Raw genomic sequence first — 25,332 nt, 5'->3', positions numbered from 1 at the left:
AAGCGGGATATTAGGTGGTCGGATCGGCATGGCGCGCATCCATGCGCGCCACCGACTGCTCCAGCACCGAGCGGTCGGTCAGGTAATAGGTCTTGTCCTTGCGCTGAATCAGACCGCCATCCATGAGCTGACCCAGCACGCGCGCCACCGTCTCGCGCGTGGTGGCGGCACGGCGCGCGATCTCATGCTGCTTCGGCATCGGATAGATCAACCAGCCGGTGGGATTCACCGGATCGCGGCGCGACAGGTTGATCAACTCGCGGTGCACGCGCTGGATCGCGCCGAGCGTGGCGAGATCCATGATCTTTTCATTGTTGGCGCGGATGATGCGCGCCATGCGCCGCATCACATCCAGCGCCACCTGCGGCGAGCGCGCCAGCAAGGCCTCGAAAGCCTTCGGCGGCATCGCGGCGAGGCGGCAGGCGGTAACGGCGACAACGCTGGCCGAGCGGCGCTCGCCGTCAATGGCGGCAAGTTCGCCGAAATAGCCGCCGGCTGGCACCGTGGCATAGGAAATCTCGCGCCCGTTGCCGGAATAGTTGATCACCTCGACATTGCCCTCGACGACAAAATAGACGTCGCGGCTATCGGAATTGCGGTCGACGATCTGTTCGCCGGCAGCAAGGCGGCGCCATTGGCAGGCACGCTCCACCTCCTCCCGCGCCGCAGGCGAGAGCGATTGCAGCAAGGGAATCGATTCCAGCGAGTCGCGCTGCGTCGTCGCCGCGCGAGACTTGCCTTCGCTCCGTCCTGGATCGGTCTTGACGACCATAGCCCCCTCAGCGCCGCGCCGTAGCCGCTTCCGCAGCCCGGCCCAGAATCGCGAATAGGTTTAATAATAACTGCTTGCGGTCGAGATTGACCGATTCCCCGCGATCCAGCAAGCGGCCGATGCTCTCCCAATCCTCGGCCCAGCGGTCAGGCGCCTGCCAGGAAGCCAGTCTTGCCGCCAGCGCCGCCTCGCCCTGAAACAGTTCCGACCAGGCGCCGCCGCCGACCTTGCCGGCCGCCGCAGCCCGCACCAGGCGGGCCAGCCACCAGCGGAACAGGTCGATCATGACACGGAAACTCTCCGCGCCGGAGGCACGGCCGAGCTTGTCGCCCAGGCCATGCAACTTCTGGCCATCCGGCTTCGGCAGGCCGGCGATGAGATCGAGCAGTTCACGGAGCAGGTCCAGGCCCCCCTGGGCACCCAGCGCCATGGCGCGGCCCGGCGAGCCTTCCGCCGCCACCACAAGGCCGTGACGTTCGGCATCCGAAAGATCAGGCAGCAGGCCATGCAGGGCTTGGCGCATTGCGCCATCTTCCAGCGGTTGCAGAGCCAGGCGGCGGCAGCGCGAACGGATGGTCGGCAGCAGGCTGCCCGGCGCATGGCTGATCAGCAGCAGCACCGCGTTCGGCGGCGGTTCTTCCAGGATCTTCAGCAGCGCGTTGGCGGCATTGGTATTCATGTCATCGGCGGCATCGACGATGCAGACGCGGTAGCCGCCCTCAGCCGCGGTCTTGCCGAAACGCTCGATCACGGCACGCACATCGGGCACCACGATCTCGCCGCGCCAGCGGTCGTTCTTGTCGTCCCAACTCCGCTCCACGGTGATCAGATCGGCATGGCCGAAGCTGGCGACACGGTGAAATACCGGGTGTTCTTCGGCTACATGCAGCGATTTCGGCAAGGGCGGCGGATCGCCGAACAGGCTCGGGCCGTCATCGGCGGCAGTGCCGGCAATGCCATTGACCAGAAGGAAGCGCGCGAAGCGGAAGGCCAGCGTTGCCTTGCCGACGCCGCGCGGCCCGGTGATCATCCAGGCATGGGGCAGACGGCCGGAACTCCAGGCTTCGAGCAAAGTGGCCTCGGCAGCCGCATGCCCGACCAGGTGCGCCGCGTGGCGTGGTCCCCAGGAGGTGAAGTCCTTGGTATCGAAGCCGCTCATGCGGCGAGATTAAACCGGGCCGCGAGCGCTGCCCATAGTGCCGCGGCAACGCTGTCGGGGCCGCCGGCGGCATCCACCACCCGGCAACGCTCCGGCTCGCGCCTGGCGATATCCAGGAACGCAGCGCGCAGCGCTTCATGGAACGGCAGTCCCATGCGCTCGTAGCGGTCCTCTGTGCTGCCTGTGGCATTGGCGCGCGCCCCGGCGCGGCGCAGACCTTCCTGCACCGGCAGATCCAGGATCAGGGTGAGATCGGGCTGGAACTCGCCGAGCACCAGCTTGTGCAGGGCTGCGATGCGTTCGCGCCCCACCTGCCCGGCATAGCCCTGGTAGGCCATGGTGCTATCGGCGAAACGGTCGGAAATCACCCAGGCGCCGCGCGCCAGGGCCGGCTTTACCGTCTTGGCGACATGTTCGGCACGGGCAGCATAATGCAGCAGGGCTTCGGTATCGGCTTCCCAGCGCGCGACATCGCCGGTCACCAGCAGGCCGCGGATCGCTTCGGCGCCCGGCGTGCCACCCGGCTCGCGCGTCTGCACCACCTCGAACCCGAGGGATTGTAGTTTCGCCACCAGAAGCTTGATCTGGGTGGATTTGCCGGCGCCTTCGCCGCCTTCGAGCGTGACGAAACGGCCCGCCTTGAGGGTCACTTCTTGCCCGCGCCCCAGAGCAGATGGCTGAGGGCCGCCGAAATGCGGCCACCAAAACCAAGCTGCGGCACCGAGGCACCAGCCAGCAGCGGCACTTCGATGGGCTGCATTTCCGGCGCGGTGATCAGCAGCGTGCCAAGCGGCGCGCCCTGCACGATCGGCGCGGCAATCGGGTTCTCGTAGCGCACCACCACTTTCATGCCGGTGCGGCTGCGCCGCGCCATGGTCACGGCAAGGCTGTCTTTGATCACCAGCGGCACCTTGGCCTGCTCGCCGAGCCAGACATCGGCTTCCTCAACCGTGCTGCCGGCGGTGAACAGCTTGTAGGTGTCATACTCGCGGAAGCCGATCTCGAGCAGCCGCTCTGCCTCGCGCGACCGCTCGTTCATGCTCTTGAGGCCGTTCACCACCAGGATCAGGCGGCGGTCACCGCGCTTGGCGGAAGCCGTGAGACCGTAGCCGGCAGCTTCGGTATGGCCGGTCTTGAGGCCATCGGCGCCGATTTCCTTGTACAGCAGCGGATTGCGGTTGCCCTGCTTGATCGGCCGCTTGCTGATCGGATCAATGCCGTAGGTGTAATCCTTCTCGGAGTAGAAATGGTAATATTGCGGGAAGCGGTTGATGATCTGCTGCGCCAGGGTGGCGAGATCGCGCGCCGTCATCACATGCTCGGGGTCGGGCCAGCCGGAGGCATTGCGGAACACGCTGTTATGCAAGCCGATCTGCTTCGCCTTCTCGTTCATCATCTCGGCGAAGCGTTCCTCGCTGCCGGCAATGCCCTCCGCCAGCACGATGCAGGCATCGTTGCCCGATTGGATGATCACGCCACGCAGCAGGTCTTCCACCCGCACGCGGTCGCCAACATGCACGAACATCTTCGAGCCCTGCATGCGCCAGGCCTTCTCCGATACCGGGAAGACATCGTCCATGCGCAGCTTGCCGCTGGCGAGCTGCTCGAACACCATATAGGCGGTCATCAGCTTCGACATCGAGGATGGCGGCATCCGCTCCTCGCTGCCCTTCTCGAAGATCACCGCACCGGTTTCGGCGTCAATCAGCAGCATCTGCCGTGCCAGGGTATCGACCTGGCCGATCTGCGCCTGCGCCTGGGGCGCGGCAAACAGCAGTGAAACCGCAAAGGCCGCAGTGGCGGCGAGCTTATTCGACAACGATACGCGCATTGGTCTGTCCAATCGAAAGCATCTGCTGCAGCGCCGTATCGGCAGAGGATACCTGATCGAACGGCCCAAGGCGGACACGGAAGAATTCCTGATTATTCACGACGCGCGAGGAAATGCCGACGCGGCCGTAATTCGAGAGTGCTGCCGCGGCACGGCTGGCATTCTCATGCTGGGTGAAGGCGCCGACCTGAACGTAGATGTTCTTGGCGCCGGGCACCGACACGGTCTGCACCGGCTGGCGTGCCAATTCGGCACTGGGATTGGCGCGCGGCGTGTTGCCGGCCGCCGGTGCTGCAGCCTGGCCTTGATTGGCTGTGGCCATGATCTGCACCGAACTGGGCTGGCTGCTGGTGGCGGCATCCACCACATTCGGGCTGGAACTGTTGCGCGCTGCGTTATTACCGCGCGGGCTGGGCGGCGGCGCCAGGGCTTCGGACACCACGGCACCGCGCGGCGAAGCCGCAGGCCGCTCCTCGTTGCCGCTGCGCTGGGCCGCGGCCGAAGCGACGGCGACGGAACCATCGGCCAGCGGTGCCGGGCCGATATACTGTACCCGCACCTTGGCGGTGCCCTGGCGGTCATAGCCGAGAAGCTGCGCCGAGCGGCGCGACAGATCGATCACGCGGCTATTCACATACGGCCCGCGATCATTGACGCGCACCACGATGGAGCGGCCATTCTCCAGGTTGGTGACGCGCACCAGCGAGGGCATCGGCAGCGTGGTATGGGCCGCCGTCACCTCGTTCATGTCGAAGATTTCACCGTTGGCGGTGGCGCGACCATGGAACTGCTCGCCATACCAGGAGCCGATGCCGGTCTCGTCGTAATTCGGGTCTTCCTTGGGGTAATACCAGACGCCGTTGATCTGGTACGGGTTCCCCACCTTGTAGATGCCGGTGCCGCGTCCGGCCGGGGCCGAAACCGGCGGCGTCGGGTCCGGACGCACCACGCTCTTGGTCGCATGCGCGACAAGCTGGGTCTCGGCGCAGCCGGTCAGGCCCAGCCCGGCCAGCACCAGAAACATGGTTAACCGCAGGCCCTTGGCCGGAGCAGTGGCGCCGGGATGGAACCCAGCTATGGCGTCGTGTTTCTGCGGCATGGCTATATCTTGTGAAATCTAGCCTATCGCGGGCGATTCGTGAAAGCGCTGCGAGAGACTGAATTTAGCCTGCCAATGATGAGAGAAAGGTTACGCTGGCGCGGTTCCCAGGAGTGGCTGGCGCGCTTGGCGGATTTCGGCCCCGTTCAGGCCAGCCACACCACTGCCAGGGCGAGCGCGGCCGGCAGCGCCTGCACGAACAGGATGCGGCGGCTGAAGCTGATGGCGCCATAGACCCCGGCAACGATGACGCAAAGCAGGAAGAAGGTCTTGAGCTGCAGCGCCACCTCCGGCACCGGGTGCAGCAGGCCCCAGACCAGGCCGGCGACCAGGAAACCGTTATAGAGGCCCTGGTTGGCCGCCAGCACGGCCGTCTCGGCGGCGCGCTCGGGCGTGTTGCGGAAGGTCTTGAGGCCCAGCGGCCTGGTCCAGAGAAACATCTCCAGTACCAGGAACCAGGCATGCAGCGCAGCAACCAGGGCCGTGAGGATGGTTGCCAGCAGCGCCATACCGGTTACGGCCCTTCGATGCGATCCGCCAGCATGCTGACGGTGAGCGCATAATGGTGGGCGCAGTTATAGCGCAGCACCGAGCGGTAATTGGCATAGACCAGGAAAGTGGGGCCATTGGCGCCATCGGGCTGCACCAGGGCGCCGGTAAGATTCACCTTCGGCAATTCGCCGCCATCGCCGCGCCGCACGCCAAGCCGCGCCCATTCGCTCAAGGGCAGGTCGCGCGTCATCTGGTCGATGGCACGGCAGCCAGAGCGGCCCTCGCGGGCGAATTCACCTAAACGAGCCTGAAAGCCCGGCGGCAGTTTCACGTCGCGGCCCCAGGTCTGGGCCGAGGACCAGCTATGCTTGGCGAGATAATTGGCAATCGAGGCGAATGTATCGGCCTGATTGTTCCAGATGTCGCGCTTGCCATCGCCGTCGAAATCCTCGGCATAGGCAAGATAGCTCGACGGCATGAATTGCGGCTGGCCCATGGCGCCGGCCCAGGAGCCCTTCATGCTGGGGTAATCGATATAGCCGCGATCCAGCATCTGCAGCGCGGCAAACAACTCATTACGGAAGAAAGCCGCGCGGCGCTGGTCATAGGCCAGCGTGGCCAGGGAATTGAACAGCGGCACATCGGCCTTCACCGCACCATAGCGGGTTTCGATACCCCAGATGGCCAGGATGAAGCGGGCCTGCACGCCATAGCGCTGTGCCACCTGCCCCAGCAACTCGCGGTGCTGGTCGCGCAGGCGGCGGCCACGCTCGACATTGGCCGGCGTGATCACGCGGTCGCGGTAGGTGGCAAAGTCGATCTTGAATTCGGCCTGGTTGCGGTCGCGCTCCAGCACGCGCGCCACCGGCTCGACATTGGTCAGCGCCTGCGTCACCACCGCCGGCTTGATGCCCTTGCCAAGCGCTTCCTGGCGCAGATCTTCAAGGAATTTCTGGAAACTGGCGCGATCGAAAGTGGCCGGCAGGCGGGCTTCCTGGGCCGGTGGCGCCGCTACAGGGGCTGGTGCGGTGGCGGGACGCTGCGCGGTGGTTTCGGCCGGGCGGGCGGCAGCAGCGCTGTTGCTCGGCGCCGCCTCTGCAGGCTTGGCTTCGGTGCCACGCGCTTGTGCGGCGGCGGCTTCATTGCGTGCCTGGATACGGTCGGAGCGGCTGTCACCGCAGGCCATCACGCCACTGACCAATAGACAGGCCAGAGCAAGCCGCGAAACACCCTTCAACCGGTCCAGTTTCCGCCCTGCAATCATCGCTCAACTCCACCAATTACAAACTGCCGAGACGGCATAACCCAGGGCAGCGAAACAATCTAGCGTTCCGGCAACAGGCCCCGGGTATGCCCCAGCATGCGATACACGGCCAGACCAAGCCATTCCCGTGTGGCAAGATTAAGGCTCTGCAAGCTCCAGAGCGGATCAAACCAGCCCCAAGTCTCAGTTGCACCCATCGTGACGTAATCCACCGGATAGGGCAACACCGGCCAGCCCACTGCCTGGAAACAAGCGACGGCACGCGGCATGTGAAACGCAGAAGTGACCACGATCCAGGTTTCTCCTGGTTGCGGTTTCACCAGATCGTAACTCAGCCGCGCATTCTCCGCCGTGTTGCGGGAAAGCTTTTCGACTTCCAGCCGGCTCATGTCGAGGCCGGCATCGGCGAGAATCGTGGCCGCGACATCAGCTTCGGCCACACCGCCGGTATCGCTGGTAATACCAGCGCCACTGAAAACCAGCCGTGCCTCGGGATAGCGCCGGGACAGGGCAAGGAAGGCAAACAGCCGCTCGGCACTGCCATTCACCTGCGGCTGGCCGCGCGCTGCCGTCAGCAGGGGCCGTTCCGCCCCGCTTAGCACCAGGATGCCATCCACCTGGGCCGGCAAGTCGGGCTGCGGGAAATAATCTTCCAGGGGCCGTATCGCCCAGTGCCACGGTACCAGCAGCACCAGCAGCAGGGCGACAAGGGCCAAGCCGAGCAGCCGCCGCGCCGCCTGTTCCACTTTAAGCGGCAGCAGGGCACCGAAAACCCACCCCAGACCGCCGAGCAGCAAAAGGCCCAGCAGCAGCGCGGTGGGATTGAGGATGGGCCAGAGCAGTTTGGTAAGGATCGCCGACATCAGGTTGGCCGTGGCGGGAATCGGAGCGAAATGCTAACCTTTTATTAATTTGCGCCGCAACGTGGCCCCTACCCCTGAATTAGCTTCATGGACCGGGACCATCATTATGTCTGGAGCCTGCCATGTCGCTTCCTACTGCCGCCGCCACTTTCGGCATCGCCGTGATCGCCTCCACCGGCGTCTTTGGCATTGCCGCCGTGAACGATCTGCCGGCAAGCGATGGCACGCCGCGCGCTGTAGCGGTGCGGGTGGCGAGTGCCGATGCACGGCAGCCGCTGGGCCAGTATCTCAGCCCGCAGCAGGTCGCCGTGGTGCCGGCAGCCCTGCCCGAACCGCAGCAGCCGCCGCAGCGCCTTGCCGTGACCAACGAGAACGAGGTGCCGACCCCGAGCGGCCGCCGCTCCAATGCGCCAACCCCGCTCACCACACCACCCGCCATGCGTGCCCCCTCCGGCACCCAGCCGGTGCCCGGCCCGGCGATGCGCTATCCCTCGCCGGCACAGAACACGATGCCGAGCTTCGATCCGGCCAATGCGCCCGGCATCATCTCACCCGGCTCGTCCGGCAACGTAGTGCAGCCACGCAGCATGCCGGCCTCGGCACCGGCACAATCGCCGCAGCGCATGACTCAGCCAACCCCGGTGCCGATGCCTGCCGCCGCCCCCGCACCTGCCCCAACTCCAGCGCCGGCGCCGCAACGCATGGCCGCTCCCACGCCGGCAGCCCCGGCCGGCATGCCGCGCCAGGTGCATGGCTTCGACGGCATCGTCGCCAGCGAACGCCAGTTGCTGCAGCGCACCGCCAGCACGGCACGCTATGAGGCGCATATCGCCTCCACCCGTACGCCGGAAGAAGCCGAGAAGCTGTGGGCCGACCTGCGCGCCAAGCTGGGCGAGCGCCATGCCGGCGCCGCCATGCATATGAAGCTGATCGAGGTGCCCGAGCATGGCCGCTTCGTGCGCGTGCTGGCCGGCGATTTCACCGATGCCGGCGCCACGGCGGATTTCTGCCGCGCTGTGATCGCCGCCGGCAAGGATTGCCGCATCCTGCGCAAGCTGGAAGGCGCTGCCGGCTAAGGCATGGTCCGCCGCTTTATTTTCCGGCCAGGGCTGCTGGGGTTGCTGGGCCTGCTTGCCCTGATCCAGGCCGGAGATGCCCTGGCACAAGGCCAGCCGGGCGGCCAGCAGGGGGCCGTGCGCAATCGCTATTGCTTCAACGACAAGGAAGCCGAGGCCGAAGCCGAGGTGCGGGCTGGCCTGGCGTTGCGCGAGACCCTGCGGCGCTGTGCCCGTATCGACCCGAACGGCCAGGCTGCCCTGGATAGCTGGTACAAATTTGACCAGGAAAACGGCGAACAATTGCGCGGTGCGGTGACCCTGCGCAGCACCGCGATCAAGCGTCTTTACCCCAAACGCACGCAACAAGAGCAGTGGGATAACGATGCCTCCATTGCTACGCGCGCTGCGCCGGAAGTCGATGCCGGCGTGTGCAAAGCCGCCTATGATGTGGTAGAGCGGATCAAGACTGATGGCTGGCCCGGTTTCAAATATTACGCCAAGCTGCAGCAAAGCCTGCTGGTGACGGAAATTCCGATCTGCCGCTAGCATCGCATAACGACGAGACCCCGGAGTTGCGAGACTAACCGTGCCGCTACGTATCTTATTAGTGGAAGATCACGATGGCACCGCCGTCACTATTACGGCGATGCTCAACGCGCTCGGCTACAGCCGCGTGTCGCGGGTTCGTGATGCCGAAGCGGCGATCGCCGACCTGAAGGAAACCGCCTACGATCTGCTGCTTTGCGACCAGCAGCTTGGCCTCGTGACCGGCCTCACCCTGCTGAAGATGATCCGCCGCCATGAAGGCCTCACCAACCCGATGGTGCCCTTCGTGCTGGTAACCGCCCATGCCGAGGGGACACTGGTGAGCGAGGCCGTGAGCGCCGGCTGCAACGATGTGCTGGTGAAACCGGTAATGCCGGAGGCGCTGCTGCGCTGCCTGGACCAGGTGCTGAACCGGCCTCGCGCATTTGTGAAGACCAAGGAGTATACCGGACCCGACCGGCGGCGCAGGAAAACGCTGGATAATCCAGGCCGTCGCGACGAAGATCAGACAGGCCAACGCAAGCTTGGCCGCAATCCGTGGATCACGCCCCCCAAGACCTGAGGTCCTGAGATGCCCCCTGCCGTCGCCCTGCTTGTCGCCTTCCTGGTCTTGCTCGGCAGCGGTCTATCGGGGGCGGCATGGGCAGCCTGCCTTGGCGCCGTGGCGAATGCCTCGCCTAACTTCCTGCAACCCGCCAGCTTCCGCCCCAGCCTGACACCCGCTGGCGCCCTACACTTCCAACTCGCCCAGGAGCGCAGCCAGGGCCTGCGCCCCGCGCCGCCCCAGGGCCAGGTGCGGATCACCTTCGTCGGCCACGCCACGTTCCTGATCGAGACGCCGGGCGGCGCCACCGCCGCCACCGACTACAACGACTATCTGCGGCCTGATGTGACGCCGGACATCGCGACGATGAACCACGCGCACACGACGCATTTCACCAACAATCCCGATCCGGGCATCAAGCATCTGCTGCGCGGCTGGCCTTATGACGGCAAGCCGGCGCGGCACAATCTCGCCTACAAGGATCTGCGGGTACGCAACGTGCCGACCAATATCCGCAACTGGGGCGGCGGCACCGAATACGATGGCAACTCCATCTTCATCTTCGATGTGGCGGATATCTGCATCGCCCATCTCGGCCATCTGCATCACCGCCTGGAGCCCGGCCATCTCGCCGATATGGGCCGCATCGACGTGGTGCTGGTGCCGGTGGATGGCGGCTATACGCTGAACCAGACCGAAATGGTGGAAGTTATCCGGCAGTTGAAGGCACCGCTGGTGATCCCGATGCACTATTTCGGCGATCACACCCTGGAGCGCTTTCTGTCCCAGCTCCGCGATACCCATGCGGTGACGCTCAGCGACAGGAATTTCATCCAGGTCGGCCGCCCCACCCTGCCGCCGAAGCCGACAGTGGTGATCCTGCCGGGTCCACATTAAGGCTGGCCCGCATTAAAGCTGAAGGCGATGGTCAAGCCTCGACAGGCGTCTCGGCGATGCGGACGCAGTTGCGCCCTTCTTCCTTGGCCTGATAGAGCGCGTCGTCGGCCCGGGTCAGCAGGTGATCGAGCAATTCGTCCGGGGCCAGGGAGGCAACCCCAAGGCTGACGCTGGCGGTGACAACGCGGCCGCCGACATGGAATTCGGCGCTTTCGATCACCTCGCGGATGCTCTCGGCAATGCGCTCGCCGTTCACGATATCGCAGTTCCGCAGTACCACCAGGAATTCATCGCCGCCCCAGCGGCAGACGAGATCGGAAGAGCGCAAGGCGGCGCGCATCGCATCGGCCACACCGCGCAGCACGCGGTCGCCAGCGACATGGCCGAAGCCATCATTGATCAGCTTGAAGCGGTCGACGTCGACCATGATGACGCAGAGCGGCAGGTCATGACGCTGGGCATCGCGCATCGCCTGCTGCATCAGCAATTCATAGGCGTGACGCGTCGCCAGGCCGGTGAGCTGGTCGGTGGTGGCCATCTCTTCCAGCCGGCCCTGGAAGCGGTTGATCACCTGGCGCGAGCCATACAGCACCAGCAGGGTGATGCCGATACTGATCAGCAGGTTCCAATAGAGCGTGCGGGTGATGCCGGCCAGCGCGGCTTCGTCCGACTTCTCAACGAACAGGTACCAGTGCAGTTCGTCGATATAGCGCACATTCAGCAGTCGGGCCTCGTCCTTGTAAGTATACTGGAACGACTTGGTCTCGGTCTTCGAAAGATGCGGCAGCACGCTGGCGATATCGCCGCGCATCGAGATGTCAGTCTCCGGCACCTGGCCGCCCTGCCCGACCATGGCCACCTTGCCGTTGAGGTCGACGAAATAGACCGTGCGGTTGAAGCGCTGCTGGTAGTCATCGAGCTTCTTGCGCACCGCATTGACGGTGAGGCCGACACCAGTGGCGCCGATGAAATTGCCATCGTAATCGCGGACGCGATAGTTGATGAAGATCGTCAGGGCGTCGGAATTCGCCATGTCGGGATCGACATTGATCTCGTAATCCGCCTGCATGTCGCGGACGCGAAAATACCAGACATCGCGCGGCTCATCCGGGTGCACTTTCTTCAGCACGCCATCGGCATGATAATAGGTGTAGGTGCGGTCGGAGACGAAGAAGCTGGTGAAGGCGTTGTAGCGCGTCTTGATTTCGTTGAGATACTGCGACACCAGCTTGGGGTCGCGCTCGCCTTCCAGAACCCAGTTGCGCACAAAGGTATCGCTCGCCATCAGCGAGGAAATCAGGATCGGCCGGACCAGATCGTTCTGAATTTCGGAATAGATATTGTCCGAGGTAAGCGGCAGCTCGGTTTCGGTAATGGCATTGCGCAGGCTCTGGCGCGAAACCCAGTAGCTCGCCACGCTGGTGGCCACGAAACCGACCAGCAGTAGGGCACCGACTGCCAGTACCAGAAGACGCCTATTGTAAATCGGTTTGACCAAAACGTACCCCCGCCTCAGGCCCGACATTAGCACCCGGACCGTCGCTGCGGAAGAGTAACACGGCCGCTTTTGCTACCTTTGGCAGCGTCTGAATGCCGCGAAATGGTTGAAAAGGTTGACCGGCTCAACTGTCGGGGCTATTGCCTGCCGGGCCGGATGGGTGGCCGAGTGGTTTAAGGCAGCGGTCTTGAAAACCGCCGTACTCGCAAGGGTACCGTGAGTTCGAATCTCACCCCATCCGCCACTCCAAAATGGTCCCTGCGATATTGGTATTTTGCTGATTTCAGAAAGATTTTGCCGTATCTGCAGCCGGACGGCGCTGCGCACACATAAAACACCCGAGGCCCAAAAGCATCATGCCCGGGGATGACCCGGGCATGATTCGTAACCAGCATGCTGAAGCGCTGGAATTACCAGGTGCTGCGGGTTTTCGTCAGCGAGGTCGACTTCACCTTGCTTTCCGGATCATAGGTCACCGTCAGCATGTTCATCTCAACGAACTTGCGCTGATAGCTGGTGAAGGTATGGGAAAAGACCTGAACGGTCGTGCCGTCAGAATTGCTCGACGCCGACATCGGCACGCCCAGCGACTGCATCACGCGGTCGCGGCCGGTACCAACGGGAAACATCGTCTTGAGCAAATTGTCGTCAGCCGAAGCCAGAAGCGCAGGGCCTTCCGATTTGTCCGCCAGCGCTCCGCCGGGGGCATACATGTTATAGGTCGGATCCGGATAGACGCACCCATTGAGAACCAACCCGCAAAGCAGCACAGCACTTACTGTAAAAATCTTCTTCACTGCATCCCCCAATGTTTCTGAAAACTAGCCTCGGATACGAAATGCGAATCCAAGTGCCTGGTAATTTTCGACACAACACTGTGTACGTACAATCGTGTAAGCATCTTGCATGAGACTCTGCGGGGCAAATTTCGGCGACGTTGCCGAAATGCCACATACGGGGCTTGCAATTGATTGCAGCCGCCCAACAAGTACAATTGCAAGGGCGTGATTTTACGGCTTTTTTAGATGCAGCATGATGAACGCACAGCTTGCTGCAACAGCTTTGGCGAGGCCACCGCCAGCAGGTCTATATTCATAGCCTGAGGCTGACCTTATCACTCTTCTGCAAAGATCCCCGCGAGGTCTGGCTCATCGGGTGCGCCGCGTTCGAGATTCAGCCGGCTTTCAATATGGCTGAAATGCTCGCGCGAGAGCCGCAACGCTGCTTCCAGGTCGCGGGCGCGCAAGGCTGCGACGATCGCGCCGTGTTCGTCCACAGCGCAAAGCGAGGATTGCGCCGGCTCGTAGACCGACACCATCAGCGACGAGCGGCTGAGCAACTCGCGCAGGAAACGCGATAGCTCGGCATTGCCAAGCTGGTCGGCAAGCAGCAGATGGAAGGCACCGGAAAGCCGCACCGAGGCGGCACGGTCGCCGCGCTCTGCCGCCGCACGCTCGGCAGCGAGATGCGCATCCAGCGCGGCCAGGATGCGTTCATCCAGCACGCGCAACAACTGCTCGATAATGCCGGCCTCGAACACGCGATGCGCTTCGTAGACGGTGCGCACATCCTCCACGGTCGGCCTCGGCACGAAGCAGCCGCGGTTCGGGATGATTTCCAGCCGGCGCTCAGCCGCCAGGCGATGCAGCGTCTTGCGGATGCGTTCGCGCGATACACCGAACAGGGCAGCCAGCCGCTGCTCCGGCAGCTTGGTGCCGGCTTTCAATCGGCCATGCAGAATGGCCTCAGCGATCCTGGCATAGATCGACTCATCCAGGCTGGCATCGCCCTTCAGCGGATTCTTCATGCGCGGCCGCGTGCTCACGGTCCCTGCCCTTGTCTTCAGTCATCCCAGATGCCGCCCAACAAATGTGCACAATCTGGATATTTTTGTGCACATTCTTATGGGCGCCAATCTGGACCGGCATCGCGCCGGAAAGTGAAAACCTATACCTGACAAACGCTTATATAAAATGTGCACACTTGGCACAAGGCTTGCGTTGTTTTCGCCGAGGCGGTTGGCCGATATGGCACCGCGCAGCAACGGGGAAAGGTAGCGGGGATGGCGATCAAGCGGACTTCTCACTCCATGGCGCCGACGCGCCGGGCGGTTCTCAAGGGCGGCCTAGCCGCTTCGGCGCTCGCGGCTTTCGGCGCCCCGGCCATCGTCCGCGCTCAAGCCAAGGAGATCGTCATCGGCGGTCCGGCCGGTGCGGCGAAGTATTTCAACGCCGATATCTTCCCGCTGATGGAGAAGAAGATCGGTGCCAAGATTCTCTACGAAGGCACCAACTCGCTGACCAACCTGCAGAAGATGCAGGCCGACAAGGCGGCACCGAAAATGTCCGTGGTGGTGATGGACGATCCGGTGATGATCGCCGCCGCCGACCAGGATCTGATCGAAAAGATGTCGCCCACTGCCGTGCCGACCATGGCCAAGCTCGCCGCCAGCGCGGTGCATCGCGATGGCCTGTGGGTGAATTACCAGCAGCCCTGGGCCGGCATCGCCTTCAACAGCACCCGCATGAAGACCCCGCCGGCAAGCTGGACCGACCTTTGGGCCGCCGGCAACAAGGGCCGCATCATCGTGCCGTCGCTCAACAACACCGAAGGCTATTGGACCCTGCTGATCGCGGCGCATCTCGAAACCGGCAAGCCGTTCAAGGAAGCGCAATACGAGATCGACGCCGCGTTCAACAAGCTGAAGAGCCTGAAGCCGAACCTGCTCAATATCTACACCAACGCACCGCAGGCGATTAACCTGCTGGAACAGGGCGAGGCGACGCTGATCGCCGGCCAGTTCTCGGCCTATACCCTGATCCGCAAGGCGGAAGGCTCGCCGATCGACTTGGCGATCCCAAAGGAAGGCGGCTTCGCCATGCCGTCCGGCCTAGCCAAGGTGAAGAACGGCCCCAATGCCGGCCTCGCCGATGCCGCGCTGGAAGCCTTCCTGAGCCCCGAAGTGCAGAGTGTGCTGGCAGCCAAGGCCTTCGTCGCGCCGGTGAACCCGGCAGCCACCAAACCGGCCGGCTTCCCGGACTTGGCAACGCTGTTCGCGCCGGACTGGGCACATTTCGCCAAGGGCCGGCCGGGCTGGATCGAACGCTGGAACCGCGAATTGCTGTGAGGCCACGGCCATGAGCAGCCAGGCGGCGCCCCTCACAATCAAGGCAGTGAGCAAGCAATATGGACCGACAACGGTACTCGACCGCGTCGACCTGGATATCGCAGCCGGCGAACTGGTGACCCTGCTGGGGCCATCGGGCTGCGGCAAAACCACCCTGCTGCGCGCCATCGCCGGCCTGGTGACGCCCGATAGCGGCAGCATCAGCATCGATGGCCGCGATGTAACCAAACTGCCGCCGCATAAGCGGCAGGTCGGCGTGGTATTCCAGAACTATGCGCTCTTTCCGCATCTCTCGGTCGCCGGCAATGTCGCCTTTGGCCTGCGGCTGAAAGGCATGGACGCCAAGGCCATCGCCGCCACCGTGGCGCTGTATCTCGAACTGGTGCATCTCAGCCATGTCGCCGAACGCCCGATCTCAGCACTTTCCGGCGGGCAACAGCAGCGCGTGGCGCTGGCCCGTGCCCTGGCGGTGCAACCGGGCGTGATCCTGTTTGACGAAGCCCTGAGCGCACTCGACCGCAATTTGCGGGAAGAAATGCAGGTGGAGCTACGCCATCTGCTGCGCCGCATCGGCACCACTGCGATCTTCGTCACCCATGATCAGGACGAGGCACTGACGATGTCGGACCGCATCGCGGTGATGTATCGCGGCCGCATCGAGCAATATACCGACCCGAAAACGCTCTATGCCGCGCCAGCCAGCCTGTTCGCCATGAGCTTCATCGGCCAGTCGACGCAGTTGCATGGCGAAGTGCTGGGCAACCCGGCGCAGGGCATGGTGGAAATCAAGACCGCGCTCGGTCGCCTGCGTGCAGCGGCGAATTTCGCGCCAGGCTCATCTGTCGTCGTCGCCGTGCGGCCGGAATGCCTGCAACTTGGCAGCGCCCCTTCGGCGGAATCCAACGCGATTGCCGGCCGCATGACGGCGGCGATCTTCCATGGCGCCCATAGCATGCTGCATCTGGCGGCAGAGGACGGCCAGCGCGTGGTGGCGCAGTTTTCCGGCGGCCAAGGCCTGCCCGACGAAGGCAGCGATGTCAGCCTGCACTGGCCCGTCGCGCAAACCTTCGTCTATCCGGCGGCGGAGGCGGCGTGATGCTGAGCCGCGAGCAGCGCCCCTGGGCCGCTTTGCTGCTGCCAGCCCTGGTGCCGCTCTGCGGCCTGTTCCTGCTACCGCTCGCCCTGCTGCTGCCCGTGAGCCTGACCAGCGCCCAGGGCTTCAGCCTCGCCGCCTATGGCAAGCTGTTCGGCGACAGCTACTATCTCGGCATCATCGGCAATTCGCTGAAATTCGCCGCGCTGACCACCTTCTTTGCACTGCTGATCGGCTACCCGGCCGCCTTCGGCCTCACCTATATCAAGGGTAAACTGCGCAGCGCCCTGCTGCTCAGCCTGTTCCTGCCGCTTTCCATCGGCGTGATCGTCAAGTCATTCGCCTGGACCGTGCTGCTGCGCTCGACCGGCGTGGTCAACAAGACCCTGATGGCACTGCAAATCATCGACGAGCCCGTGCGCCTGATCTTCACCCAGACGGCGCTGATCGTCGGCGCGGTAAACATCTTCCTGCCCTTCATGATCCTCTCGGTCTATGCCGTGGTAGCGCAGATCGACAAGCGGCTTTCAGAAGCCGCGGCCACGCTTGGCGCCCCCCCGCTACTCTGCTTCCTGCGTGTCACCCTGCCCTTGAGCCTGCCTGGCATCGTCGCCGGCACGGCCCTGGTATTCTCGCTCTCGGTCTCGGCCTATGTGGTGCCGACCCTGCTGATGGGCGAGCGCTACCAGACGCTGCCAACCCTGATCGCCAAATCCTTCCTGCTCACTCGCGAGCCGGCCTTCGGTGCTGCTGCCGGCGCCGTGTTGCTGGCCATCGCGCTCGCGGTGGTGATCCTGAGCAGCAAGCTCGGCAAGCCGCGCGGCTAGGAAGGAGCAGGCAAATGACACAACGCCTCGCCACCGCCTTCGCCATCCTGATGGCCCTGCTGGCGGCCCTGTTCCTGCTGGCGCCGCTGCTGGTGATCGTCGCCACCAGCTTCTCGCCCACGCCGGTCTTCGACCTGCCGAGCGGTGGCCTCTCGACCCGCTGGTATGAACGCATCACCCGGCTGGATGGCTTCTGGCCGGCGCTTTACCTCACCCTGGAGGTGGCTTTGATCTCCACCGCCGCCGCTTTGCTGCTCGGCACGCTGGCCGCCATCGGCATCCAGCGCGGCAAGCTGCCAGGCGCGGACCTCGTCGCCGCCCTGCTGGTCTCGCCGCTGATGCTGCCGGGCCTGGTGATCGGCATTGCGCTGTTGCAATTCTTCCGGGGTGCGGGGCTCACTGCCGCGCATCCGGCGTTGCTGCTGGCGCATCTGATCATCACCCTGCCCTTTGTGGCGCGCACCATGCTGGCCGGCCTGTCGCGTTTCGACTTCACCCTGATCGATGCGGCCCGCTGCCTGGGCTGCAATTTTCCGCAGGCTGTCGTGAAGGTGATGGTACCGGCCCTGGCACCATCCTTCTTCACCGCCGGCTTCTTCGCCTTCCTGGCATCGTTCGACAATTACCCGATCTCAATCTTCCTCACCGATGCCCGTACCAAAACGCTGCCGATCAAGATGCTGCAATATATCGAGGAAGCGCCGGACCCGACTCTGGCCGCTTTGTCTTCGCTGATCCTAGGTGCCACGCTGCTGTTGCTGTTGCTCGGCGACCGCCTGGTGGGATTGAACCGCATGGCCGGAACCGGAGACTGACTGTGGTACGTGACCTGATCGGCTATGGCGGCAAACCGCCGCATGTAAGCTGGCCCAAAGGCAAGGCGGTGGCAGTTTCCTTCGTGGTGAATTTCGAGGAGGGCTCGGAATTCACCGTCTCCGGCGGCGACGACCATAACGAAGCAATCTACGAAGTGGTACATGGCCTCAAGGGCCGCGATCCCTGTGTCGAAAGCCATTTCGAATATGGCACCCGCGCCGCCTGGTGGCGCATCATGGATCTGTTCGACCGCTATCAAGCGAAAGCCACAGTGAGCGCCTGTGGCTATGCCGTTGAGCGGTCGCCGCTACTGGCGCAGGATGCGGTGCGGCGCGGCCATGAAGTCTCCGCCCATGGCTGGCGCTGGGAAAGCCATGCCGACCTTGGCGAAGCCGAGGAACGCGAACGCATCCATCGTACCGTCGCCGCCATCGAAGCCGTCACCGGGCGGAAACCGCGCGGCTGGCATACCCGTTCGGCATCCTCGTCGAACACCCGCCGGCTGCTGCTGGAGGCCGGCAATTTTCTCTATGACAGCGACGCCTACAACGACGACCTGCCTTATTTCGTCAGCATCGGCGACAAGCGGCATCTGGTGCTGCCCTATGCCTTCGACACCAACGACATGCAATTTCAGAACACGCAGCGTTTCGCGCTAGGCGCCGATTTCGCCACCTATGTCTGCGATGCCTATGACTGGCTGGCGCAGGAAGGCAGCATGGCGCCGCGCATGCTTTCCATCGGCCTGCATCTGCGCATGATCGGCCGGCCGGGCCGCATCGGTGCGCTGGATCGCATCCTGCGCCACATCACGCAATCGGATACAGCCTGGATCGCCACACGCGAGCAGATCGCCCGCCACTGGTTGGCGCAGCATCCTTAATCAGAATCTTTCCGATCAGCGCGGTCGCCGCCAAGACAGGTCGCATCGAAACGATCTGCTTCCATCGGCTTGGCGAAAAGATACCCCTGCCCCTCATCGCAGCCGAGTTCGCGCAGCATTTCGAGTTCGGATTCGGTCTCAACGCCCTCCGCGACAACCCGAAGCCCGAGATTATGCGCCATGGAAATGATGGAGGCGACAACCGAATAGGCTTCGCGGCTTTTACTCATTTGCTGCACAAAAGACCGGTCTATCTTCAGCGCATGCACTGGCAGGGTCACCAAATAGTTTAGCGACGAATACCCGGTGCCAAAATCATCGATATATATTTTTGCACCAAGCTGACGCAGCCGGGAAAGAATGCGCTTCGCCATTTCCGGGTCTTCGACCAGGGCGCTTTCGGTCAGTTCTATATCCACCAGATGCGCCGGCACTCCCCAGGTTTCGAGCAACGACTGAAAGGTCTCGAGGAATTGCGGATCGTACAGGTTCTTGGCCGAAAGGTTCACCGCCACAGGAAGTTGCTGCTGGCGCGTCAGCCAGAGATGCTGCTGGCGAATTGCCGCATCCACAACAAACCGGGTCATTGAGCGGATAAGACCGGTTTCCTCGGCCAGCGGCACGAACTTCACCGGCGGCAGCATGCCGCGTGAGCCATGGGGCCAGCGGATCAGCGCTTCAGCACCACAAAGTTCGCCACTGGCCAGGTTCACTTTCGGCTGGTAGTGCAGCACCAGTTCACGACGGGCAATTGCGCTTCGCAATTCAGCGGCTAGCGCCAAGCGTTCCGGGTTTTCGCGCTCGGTGGCGCCACGATAAACCAGAAAATGCGCCTCCCGCTGAGCGCCTTCGCGCGCAGCAATAGAGGCGCGGCGCAGCAGCGCATCTGCATCTTCGCCATGACCAGGATAGAAGCTGGCGCCCACTGCAGCGCCAACATCAATCTGCGCCTCACCAATCTGTACTGGCTGCTGGAACACAGCCAGCACGGCCTTCGATAGCTTGGCCGCACGCGCGGCATCGTGGTCAGCCAGAATTAGCCCGAACTCGTTGGCTGATAGGCGCGCCAATGCCTCGCCAACGCCCGGCACCATGCGCAGCCGATTGGCTATCTCACACACCACCACGTTGCCGGGCTCCGATCCAAAGCCGTCATAAACTTCCTGCAGGCGGGGCAGCAGGATCGACAGGATCGCCACCGGTTCGTGGCGGTCGGCTGCAGCCTCCAGCGCTGCCGTCAGTCGGGAAAGAAACAGTGATTGATTGGGCAGGGCCGTCAAGTTGTCATGAGTGAGCGCATATTCGGCCCGGCGTTCTGCCTCGCGGCGTTTGACCCCAGCTCGCGCCACCTGAATACCAAAGGAAAGGTCCGCGGCCATTTCCTCCAGCAGGCTCATCTCGGCATCATCAAACGAGCCCTCCGGCTCCTGGGCGATCAGCGTAAAGGTACCGATAACTTCTCCCTCCACCATCAGCGGCAGCGACACGATGGAGCCGAAGCTGCGGATCACCGCTTCTTGGCGCCAAGGAGCGAAGCGCGGATCTTCGGCCAACCGATGGATGACGCAAGGCTTGCGGCTGCGGATTGCCATGCCGACCGAGCCGCGGCCGCGCTCGGTATCTGCCCAGGTCAGATTCATGGTTTCGATGAAGCCATTGGATGCCCCGAAATGCGCCACCGGCTCAACAGTCTTGCCCTCGTCATGACGCAGGTAGTTCACCAATGCCAGGGCATAACCACCCTGCTCCACCGCCACACGGCACATTGCATTGAGCAGCGAGGGTTCGCTGCTCTCTCGCAGCAGCGTACGGTTACCCGCGCTTAACGTGCGGAAAGCACGTGTAAGGCGCTGACCATAAGAAGCGAGTTCATCCATCTTGGATGCCAGACGACCAAGCAGATGATCGCCGTGCGGCAGGCCGGTGCGAATAGTCCAATTGCCCTTGCCAAGCGTTTCTGCAGCACTGGCAAGCCGGCGGATCGGCAGCAGCAGCAGCTGGCGCGAACCCGACCAGCCGAAAAGGCCCGTGGTCAGCAGCGTAAACAATACCGCCAAGCCACCAGCCTGCAGCGCCATGCTGCCCGCCGCGTCAATATCCTTGCGTGGAATGCCGACGCGAACGAAGAGACTGCTGTCTGGAACCTGAGCATAGGCAATGATACGTGGCACACCATCCAGACCCGCAGAATGCACGTAGCCCTCACTGCTCGATGCCACCAGCTTGCGGAAACTCTCCGCCTCCAGCAATTGCCTGCCGACGAAGCGCTCCGAGTCCGGTGCCCGCGCGATTACAATGCCATTCGCATCCGACATGCTGATAATAGAGGCTTCTGGTAATTTCAGATTGGTAAGCAAGTTCTGCGCCCAGTTGAAATCCAGGCTGGCAACAATCATCGCCCGCATCATATTGTCGATCACTACCGGCTGAGCTGCGATCACTGACCACTTCTTGCTCAACCTGCTCTGGACCACATCGCTGAGGGTGAAGTTTCCCGTCACCAAGGCCTGGGTGAAATAGCCACGGTCCGCGATACGCAGAGAGGCAAACTGAGTCCGTGCAGAGCAGGTCAGTTCACCGGAGAGATCGACCAGGGCGATTTCGAAATAGATCGAGCCGAGCCGCAGAAGATCATTCAATTCGTCGCTGCAACCGCTCCCCAGTAAAGGCTCGCCGTTGGAAGCAAGCCGCCCGAGTTGCTGGCGGACCTGCTGCAACGCCTGGCCCTGCTGATAGGCCACGGTGCGGGCGAATCCCAGCGCCTCCCTGCGGATGTGGTCGAGCTCCTGCGTGCGGCGCATGTCTGCAAGGTAAACCGCAAGCAACACCGTGGGCGCCACGATGAGGGCAACCAGGATTGCCATGCGAGCCGATAAAGAAGCACTCCCAAGCTTGGGCATGTGTTCCGTCTCCCACTGCGGCGGGTTCAGCGCCCCGCCCTTGGAAGATGAAACTTATCTCCTCGTAAAAGCCACACTCAACTGTAAAGTATTGCCCATATTGCATTCCACACGCCTACTTATATATAGTATATCTTAAAGGGTATATATGATTAATACACACCAGAGGGTTCGAGGGCCGTTTCAAAGGCAATTCCTAGCAGTTGGCGTGCAGTTGAGCCGGAGCAGCGCTATTCTAAGGACGTTAGAAAACTCCCTTCCGCTCGCTGCAGATATCCCTATCCCACTGGCATAGCTTGACTTTATAGATCTCCTGTCTTGTTATCAGGCGCGCAATCGTTGTTTTTGGCTTGGGTAAATCTTCAGCGAAACAAAGGCGCGCTGTGCTGTGGCATAGCCCTCGATCCAACCGGCCCATGGGTGGCAGGGGACGCTTCCAAAAATTCCGGTTGTCTTCGTCTGGCTCTGCTGAGCCAGCGATTGCCATGTCAATTGCCGCAGAGGAGTCTCCTATGGCGAACGGTACCGTTAAGTGGTTCAACAACACGAAGGGCTTCGGCTTCATCCAGCCGGTCGACGGCGGCAAGGACGTGTTCGTGCATATCACCGCCCTGGAGAAGGCCGGCCTCACCACGCTGAACGAAGGCCAGAAAGTGAGCTACGAACTCGCCACCCAGCGCGGCAAGACCGCAGCGGTGAATATCAAGCCGGCCTGACCGCCAGCGCTTCAGATTGAGCAGAACGGCGGCATCATCGGTGCCGCCGTTTTCATTTCTGCGAACAGTGAATTGCCTTAGAGGACAAGCAGGATCGCGGTGCCCATCTGGCACCGGCATTGAGCGGCCCGAGCGTATCAAGCGGCATCAGGATGTACCGGCAGCACGCTGGCGGCGCCGGACCAAACAATAAGGATGGTGCGCCTGCGCCTTCCAAATAGAAGGCAATGAATGGCGATAGTCCGGACAGACTTCGTTGCACTAATTGTGGTGTATCGCCTTGGTCAAGGCATCGGAGAGAAAATCATAGACGGCCCGGATTCGCTTGTTGGTGCGTATCTCCTTGTGAACCGCCAACCAGACCGGCAGCGGTTCTATTTTCAGTTTCGGTAAAACCGGGATTACCGAGGGATCGCTGCGGATCAGGAGCTCACTAACGAAGCCGATTCCCAAACCCGCCCGCACGGCCTGCCATATCGCGATCAGGTCATCCGTTCGAAATGCGAAATTGTTTCGCTCGACCACAAGACCATTCGCGGCGAAGCCTCTGAGGATGCTGTCGTTGCGGTCGCCACCGATGAGATCGTGTCCGAGAAGATCGCGCGGATGGCGAGGCGCGCCGCGTCGACGCAAATAGTCCTGGTGAGCGCAGGCTCTCAACCCCACCTTACCCACCCTGCGCGCGATAATGCTGGCCTGCTCAGGCTGCACCATCCGCACCGCAATATCGGCCTCTCGCCTCAAGAGATTGCTCACGGAATTTTTGGCAACCAGTTCGACCTGTATGTCCGGCAACGCTTGGCGCATCTGTGCCAACAAGGCCGGCAAGACAAAGCAGGCAACGGTCTGACTGGCACTGATGCGCACTGTGCCGGATGTGGACTTATCAGAGCCGATGACACTGCGAGCAAGTTGGTCAGCTCCGCTCTGCATGGCACGCGCAGAATCCGCAAGGCGTAATGCCGCTTCGGTCGGCATCAGGCCCCGCCCGGTTCTATCAAACAGCGCCAGCCCGAGTTGCGCTTCAAGTTCCGCTACGTGTCGCCCAATGGTCGGTTGGCTTGATTTAAGCTGACGCGCGGCAGCCAGCAGGCTGCCGTGGTCAAGCACGGCAAGAAACGAGCGCACCAGCGACCAGTCAAACGAGATATTCATAAATGAAATCCATAAGTGCGAAGATAGCCAATTGTGATAGACGGGTTATCTTTGCACAATAGCCGCATGTTCCTGCTGATGACCAGCATCTATCTGCACCCTTTGGGAAAGCGTCGAACATGCACCGCAGAAATTTCATTCGTTTGGTAGGCGGCGGTATCGTCGTCGCAGCGACTATGCCGGTGAGTGGTTGCTCGCCAAGCAGCGACTTCCCGGATCAGGCTGTCGAGGCCTGGAAAGGCCCTCAAAATGAGACCGATCCACGCCGCCGCGCGCTAGCCTATGCGATCACGGCGCCCAATCCGCACAACCTGCAGCCTTGGCTGGTTGATCTGAGGGAGGACGGCGTCATTACCGTCTTCACTGACACCACAAGAGTATTGCCGCAAACAGATCCCTTCGGCCGCCAGATTTTGATTGGACATGGCGCCTTCATCGAGCTGTTGGTGCTAGCGGCAGCAGCGCAAGGCAGCGCCGCGGAGGTGGCCTTATGGCCACAGGGGGAGTTAGGCGCCGACCTGAAGGATTGGGATCAGCGCCCGATTGCCCGCATCACGCTTAAGCCCGGCGGATTGAATGACCCGCTTTTCGCGCAGGCACTTAAACGTCATACGCCGAAATCCAACTACTCGGTCAGTCGCCCGGTTTCAGTCGATACCTTGAATAGCCTGATGACCAGCGTGAGCGACAAGACGGTTCGGGTGGGCGGTACAGTTAGCCTGCCGGACCTGCCGCCACTTCGAGAGCTTTGCTGGCAGTCGGCGCGGGTTGAATTGCTTACCCCGCGGACCGTCATGGAAAGCATTCATCTCACACGGGTCGGCCCCACAGAGATTCTCAAGCATCGTGATGGCATATCCATCAATAGCCTGATGGTACGCGCTCTCGATGCCATGGGGCAGTTCGATCGCAGTGCGCCGCCGACGGAAGGCAGCCAAGCTTACAAAGCAATGATGGGTCGATTTGAGGGACATAGCCAGACGGCAATGGGCTTTGTCTGGCTGAGTGGAAAAAATCGCCGCATCGACCAGATCAATGCCGGGCGCGCATATCTGCGGCTTCAACTCAAGGCGACAGAATTGGGCCTTGGAGTACATCCAATGAGTCAAGCCCTGCAGGAATTTCCAGAGATGGCGCCGTATTACGCGCGCGCGCATCAGCTACTGATCAATCGCCCCGCACCTACGTCACCGGACGAAGAAACCGTGCAGATGTTCTGCCGACTGGGTTACAGCGATAAACCGGCCCCTGCGACACCACGTCGACCGCTCGCCTCGTTTGTGCGAGTCTGAGTCTCTTGACTATATTGCCAGCAGGATCGCGGCGCCCATCTGGCGCGGGCGCGAGGGGCTGAGTCGGCGGTGCTCATCGGCCATGGCACGAGTCATGGCGGCAGCGACGGTATGGGCGGCACCTTCCTGGCCCAGATGTGCCAGCATGCGGGCGCCGGCATTGAGCAGCCCGAGCGTATGGCCGGCCTCATCGCCAGGCGGCATGAATACGGGCACATCGCCATGATGGCCATGGGCCACGGGCCCGGCGGCCAGGATCGCGTCGCCGCGCCAAGCCATATCATCCTGCGCCTTGGCCTGGCCAAGGCGGCGCCAGCGAAACCCGAAACCGTGGCGGCGGCCGGCGGCCTCAAGCACCTCCTGCGCCACAGCCAGCCCTTCGGGGCTGGTGGCAGGTTCGGCGGGTAGCAGGATGGTGTAGGTGATCATCGGCTCTGGCGAATTGGCGCGTACCTGAAACTCGCGCAAATCGCATCGCCCGTCAACCAGCCTGTTATTTG

Annotated in this window: 25 protein-coding genes and 1 tRNA gene; 12 read left to right on the top strand and 14 right to left on the bottom strand. The window is 62.6% G+C overall.

The features are described 5' to 3' along the window. Nucleotides 1–10 precede the first annotated feature (10 nt). The 8 genes from V6B08_RS12755 to V6B08_RS12720 all read right to left on the bottom strand — a co-directional run bounded on the left by V6B08_RS12755 (nt 11) and on the right by V6B08_RS12720 (nt 7,480). A complete protein-coding gene (locus tag V6B08_RS12755) occupies nt 11–772 on the bottom strand; it encodes a Crp/Fnr family transcriptional regulator (protein ID WP_341981302.1) in 762 nt (253 codons plus the stop codon). 7 nt (nt 773–779) lie between these two features. Further along, nucleotides 780–1,931 (bottom strand): DNA polymerase III subunit delta', encoded by a 1,152-nt coding sequence (locus tag V6B08_RS12750; protein WP_341981300.1) that lies wholly within the window; start codon nt 1,929–1,931, stop codon nt 780–782. Next, nucleotides 1,928–2,581 (bottom strand): dTMP kinase, encoded by a 654-nt coding sequence (gene tmk, locus V6B08_RS12745; RefSeq protein ID WP_341981298.1) that lies wholly within the window; start codon nt 2,579–2,581, stop codon nt 1,928–1,930. The genes V6B08_RS12750 and tmk overlap by 4 nt, the downstream gene beginning before the upstream one ends. Continuing rightward, on the bottom strand, nt 2,578–3,762 hold the full coding sequence (locus tag V6B08_RS12740; RefSeq protein WP_341981296.1) for a D-alanyl-D-alanine carboxypeptidase family protein: 1,185 nt from the start codon (nt 3,760–3,762) through the stop codon (nt 2,578–2,580). Before V6B08_RS12740 ends, tmk begins: the two co-directional genes overlap by 4 nt. Continuing rightward, entirely contained in the window at nt 3,740–4,861 is a 1,122-nt protein-coding gene (locus V6B08_RS12735; protein ID WP_341981294.1) for a septal ring lytic transglycosylase RlpA family protein, read from the bottom strand. The genes V6B08_RS12740 and V6B08_RS12735 overlap by 23 nt, the downstream gene beginning before the upstream one ends. 146 nt (nt 4,862–5,007) lie before the next feature. Further along, entirely contained in the window at nt 5,008–5,370 is a 363-nt protein-coding gene (locus V6B08_RS12730) for a DUF1304 domain-containing protein (RefSeq protein WP_341981293.1), read from the bottom strand. 5 nt (nt 5,371–5,375) lie between these two features. Continuing rightward, nucleotides 5,376–6,617, bottom strand: a complete 1,242-nt coding sequence (locus tag V6B08_RS12725) for a lytic murein transglycosylase (protein ID WP_341981291.1) — start codon at nt 6,615–6,617, stop codon at nt 5,376–5,378. Nucleotides 6,618–6,676: 59 nt separating this feature from the next. After that, nucleotides 6,677–7,480 carry a YdcF family protein gene (locus V6B08_RS12720; RefSeq protein WP_341981288.1) on the bottom strand — a complete coding sequence of 268 codons (804 nt, stop codon included), beginning with the start codon at nt 7,478–7,480 and terminating at the stop codon, nt 6,677–6,679. Nucleotides 7,481–7,602: 122 nt separating this feature from the next. On the opposite strand from V6B08_RS12720, the gene V6B08_RS12715 reads away from it, so the two are divergent. Genes V6B08_RS12715 through V6B08_RS12700 form a run of 4 tightly spaced genes read left to right on the top strand, consistent with a single transcriptional unit; the run spans nt 7,603 to nt 10,525 of the window. Next, nucleotides 7,603–8,556 (top strand): SPOR domain-containing protein, encoded by a 954-nt coding sequence (locus V6B08_RS12715; protein WP_341981287.1) that lies wholly within the window; start codon nt 7,603–7,605, stop codon nt 8,554–8,556. A 3-nt stretch (nt 8,557–8,559) separates the two neighbouring features. Beyond that, complete coding sequence (locus V6B08_RS12710; protein WP_341981285.1) at nt 8,560–9,084, top strand: hypothetical protein; 525 nt, start codon at nt 8,560–8,562, stop codon at nt 9,082–9,084. Nucleotides 9,085–9,124: 40 nt separating this feature from the next. After that, the gene (locus V6B08_RS12705) at nt 9,125–9,646 is read left to right on the top strand and encodes a response regulator (protein ID WP_341981283.1); all 522 of its coding nucleotides are present in this window, start codon (nt 9,125–9,127) and stop codon (nt 9,644–9,646) included. Between the two features lie 9 nt (nt 9,647–9,655). Beyond that, nucleotides 9,656–10,525 carry an MBL fold metallo-hydrolase gene (locus tag V6B08_RS12700; protein ID WP_341981281.1) on the top strand — a complete coding sequence of 290 codons (870 nt, stop codon included), beginning with the start codon at nt 9,656–9,658 and terminating at the stop codon, nt 10,523–10,525. A 31-nt stretch (nt 10,526–10,556) separates the two neighbouring features. On the opposite strand, the gene V6B08_RS12695 is transcribed toward V6B08_RS12700, so the two are convergent. Continuing rightward, nucleotides 10,557–12,023, bottom strand: a complete 1,467-nt coding sequence (locus V6B08_RS12695) for a sensor domain-containing diguanylate cyclase (protein WP_341981279.1) — start codon at nt 12,021–12,023, stop codon at nt 10,557–10,559. Nucleotides 12,024–12,177: 154 nt separating this feature from the next. Here V6B08_RS12695 and V6B08_RS12690 point away from each other — a divergent pair. After that, nucleotides 12,178–12,267, top strand: a tRNA-Ser gene (locus tag V6B08_RS12690). Nucleotides 12,268–12,433: 166 nt separating this feature from the next. Here the strand turns inward: V6B08_RS12690 and V6B08_RS12685 are convergent. Continuing rightward, nucleotides 12,434–12,820: a hypothetical protein gene (locus V6B08_RS12685; RefSeq protein WP_341981277.1), complete on the bottom strand. Its 387-nt coding sequence runs from the start codon at nt 12,818–12,820 to the stop codon at nt 12,434–12,436. Between the two features lie 317 nt (nt 12,821–13,137). Further along, nucleotides 13,138–13,848, bottom strand: a complete 711-nt coding sequence (locus V6B08_RS12680) for a GntR family transcriptional regulator (protein ID WP_341981275.1) — start codon at nt 13,846–13,848, stop codon at nt 13,138–13,140. Nucleotides 13,849–14,112: 264 nt separating this feature from the next. Between V6B08_RS12680 and V6B08_RS12675 the strand changes: the two genes are divergently transcribed. Genes V6B08_RS12675 through V6B08_RS12655 form a run of 5 tightly spaced genes read left to right on the top strand, consistent with a single transcriptional unit; the run spans nt 14,113 to nt 18,769 of the window. After that, on the top strand, nt 14,113–15,150 hold the full coding sequence (locus V6B08_RS12675; RefSeq protein ID WP_341981273.1) for an ABC transporter substrate-binding protein: 1,038 nt from the start codon (nt 14,113–14,115) through the stop codon (nt 15,148–15,150). 10 nt (nt 15,151–15,160) lie between these two features. After that, entirely contained in the window at nt 15,161–16,246 is a 1,086-nt protein-coding gene (locus V6B08_RS12670) for an ABC transporter ATP-binding protein (protein ID WP_341981271.1), read from the top strand. Continuing rightward, nucleotides 16,246–17,070: an ABC transporter permease gene (locus V6B08_RS12665; protein ID WP_341981268.1), complete on the top strand. Its 825-nt coding sequence runs from the start codon at nt 16,246–16,248 to the stop codon at nt 17,068–17,070. The genes V6B08_RS12670 and V6B08_RS12665 overlap by 1 nt, the downstream gene beginning before the upstream one ends. A gap of 14 nt (nt 17,071–17,084) precedes the next feature. Next, on the top strand, nt 17,085–17,885 hold the full coding sequence (locus tag V6B08_RS12660; protein WP_341981266.1) for an ABC transporter permease: 801 nt from the start codon (nt 17,085–17,087) through the stop codon (nt 17,883–17,885). A 2-nt stretch (nt 17,886–17,887) separates the two neighbouring features. Then, complete coding sequence (locus tag V6B08_RS12655) at nt 17,888–18,769, top strand: polysaccharide deacetylase family protein (RefSeq protein WP_341981264.1); 882 nt, start codon at nt 17,888–17,890, stop codon at nt 18,767–18,769. Here the strand turns inward: V6B08_RS12655 and V6B08_RS12650 are convergent. Beyond that, complete coding sequence (locus V6B08_RS12650; protein ID WP_341981261.1) at nt 18,766–21,669, bottom strand: bifunctional diguanylate cyclase/phosphodiesterase; 2,904 nt, start codon at nt 21,667–21,669, stop codon at nt 18,766–18,768. The genes V6B08_RS12655 and V6B08_RS12650 overlap by 4 nt on opposite strands. A gap of 512 nt (nt 21,670–22,181) precedes the next feature. Here V6B08_RS12650 and V6B08_RS12645 point away from each other — a divergent pair. Next, complete coding sequence (locus V6B08_RS12645) at nt 22,182–22,385, top strand: cold-shock protein (RefSeq protein ID WP_341981259.1); 204 nt, start codon at nt 22,182–22,184, stop codon at nt 22,383–22,385. Between the two features lie 261 nt (nt 22,386–22,646). On the opposite strand, the gene V6B08_RS12640 is transcribed toward V6B08_RS12645, so the two are convergent. Beyond that, nucleotides 22,647–23,540 carry a LysR family transcriptional regulator gene (locus V6B08_RS12640; RefSeq protein ID WP_341981257.1) on the bottom strand — a complete coding sequence of 298 codons (894 nt, stop codon included), beginning with the start codon at nt 23,538–23,540 and terminating at the stop codon, nt 22,647–22,649. A gap of 119 nt (nt 23,541–23,659) precedes the next feature. Here V6B08_RS12640 and V6B08_RS12635 point away from each other — a divergent pair, with 119 nt between their 5' ends. Continuing rightward, entirely contained in the window at nt 23,660–24,832 is a 1,173-nt protein-coding gene (locus tag V6B08_RS12635) for an Acg family FMN-binding oxidoreductase (RefSeq protein ID WP_341981254.1), read from the top strand. A gap of 9 nt (nt 24,833–24,841) precedes the next feature. Here V6B08_RS12635 and V6B08_RS12630 read toward each other — a convergent pair whose 3' ends face one another. Beyond that, nucleotides 24,842–25,300: a hypothetical protein gene (locus V6B08_RS12630; protein WP_341981252.1), complete on the bottom strand. Its 459-nt coding sequence runs from the start codon at nt 25,298–25,300 to the stop codon at nt 24,842–24,844. Nucleotides 25,301–25,332 lie beyond the last annotated feature (32 nt).

Source organism: Ferrovibrio sp. MS7, assembly GCF_038404985.1.
Classification (GTDB): Bacteria; Pseudomonadota; Alphaproteobacteria; order Ferrovibrionales; family Ferrovibrionaceae; genus Ferrovibrio; species Ferrovibrio plantarum.
Note: the sequence above shows the minus strand (reverse complement) of the source record. Positions and strands in the feature narration are given on the sequence as shown.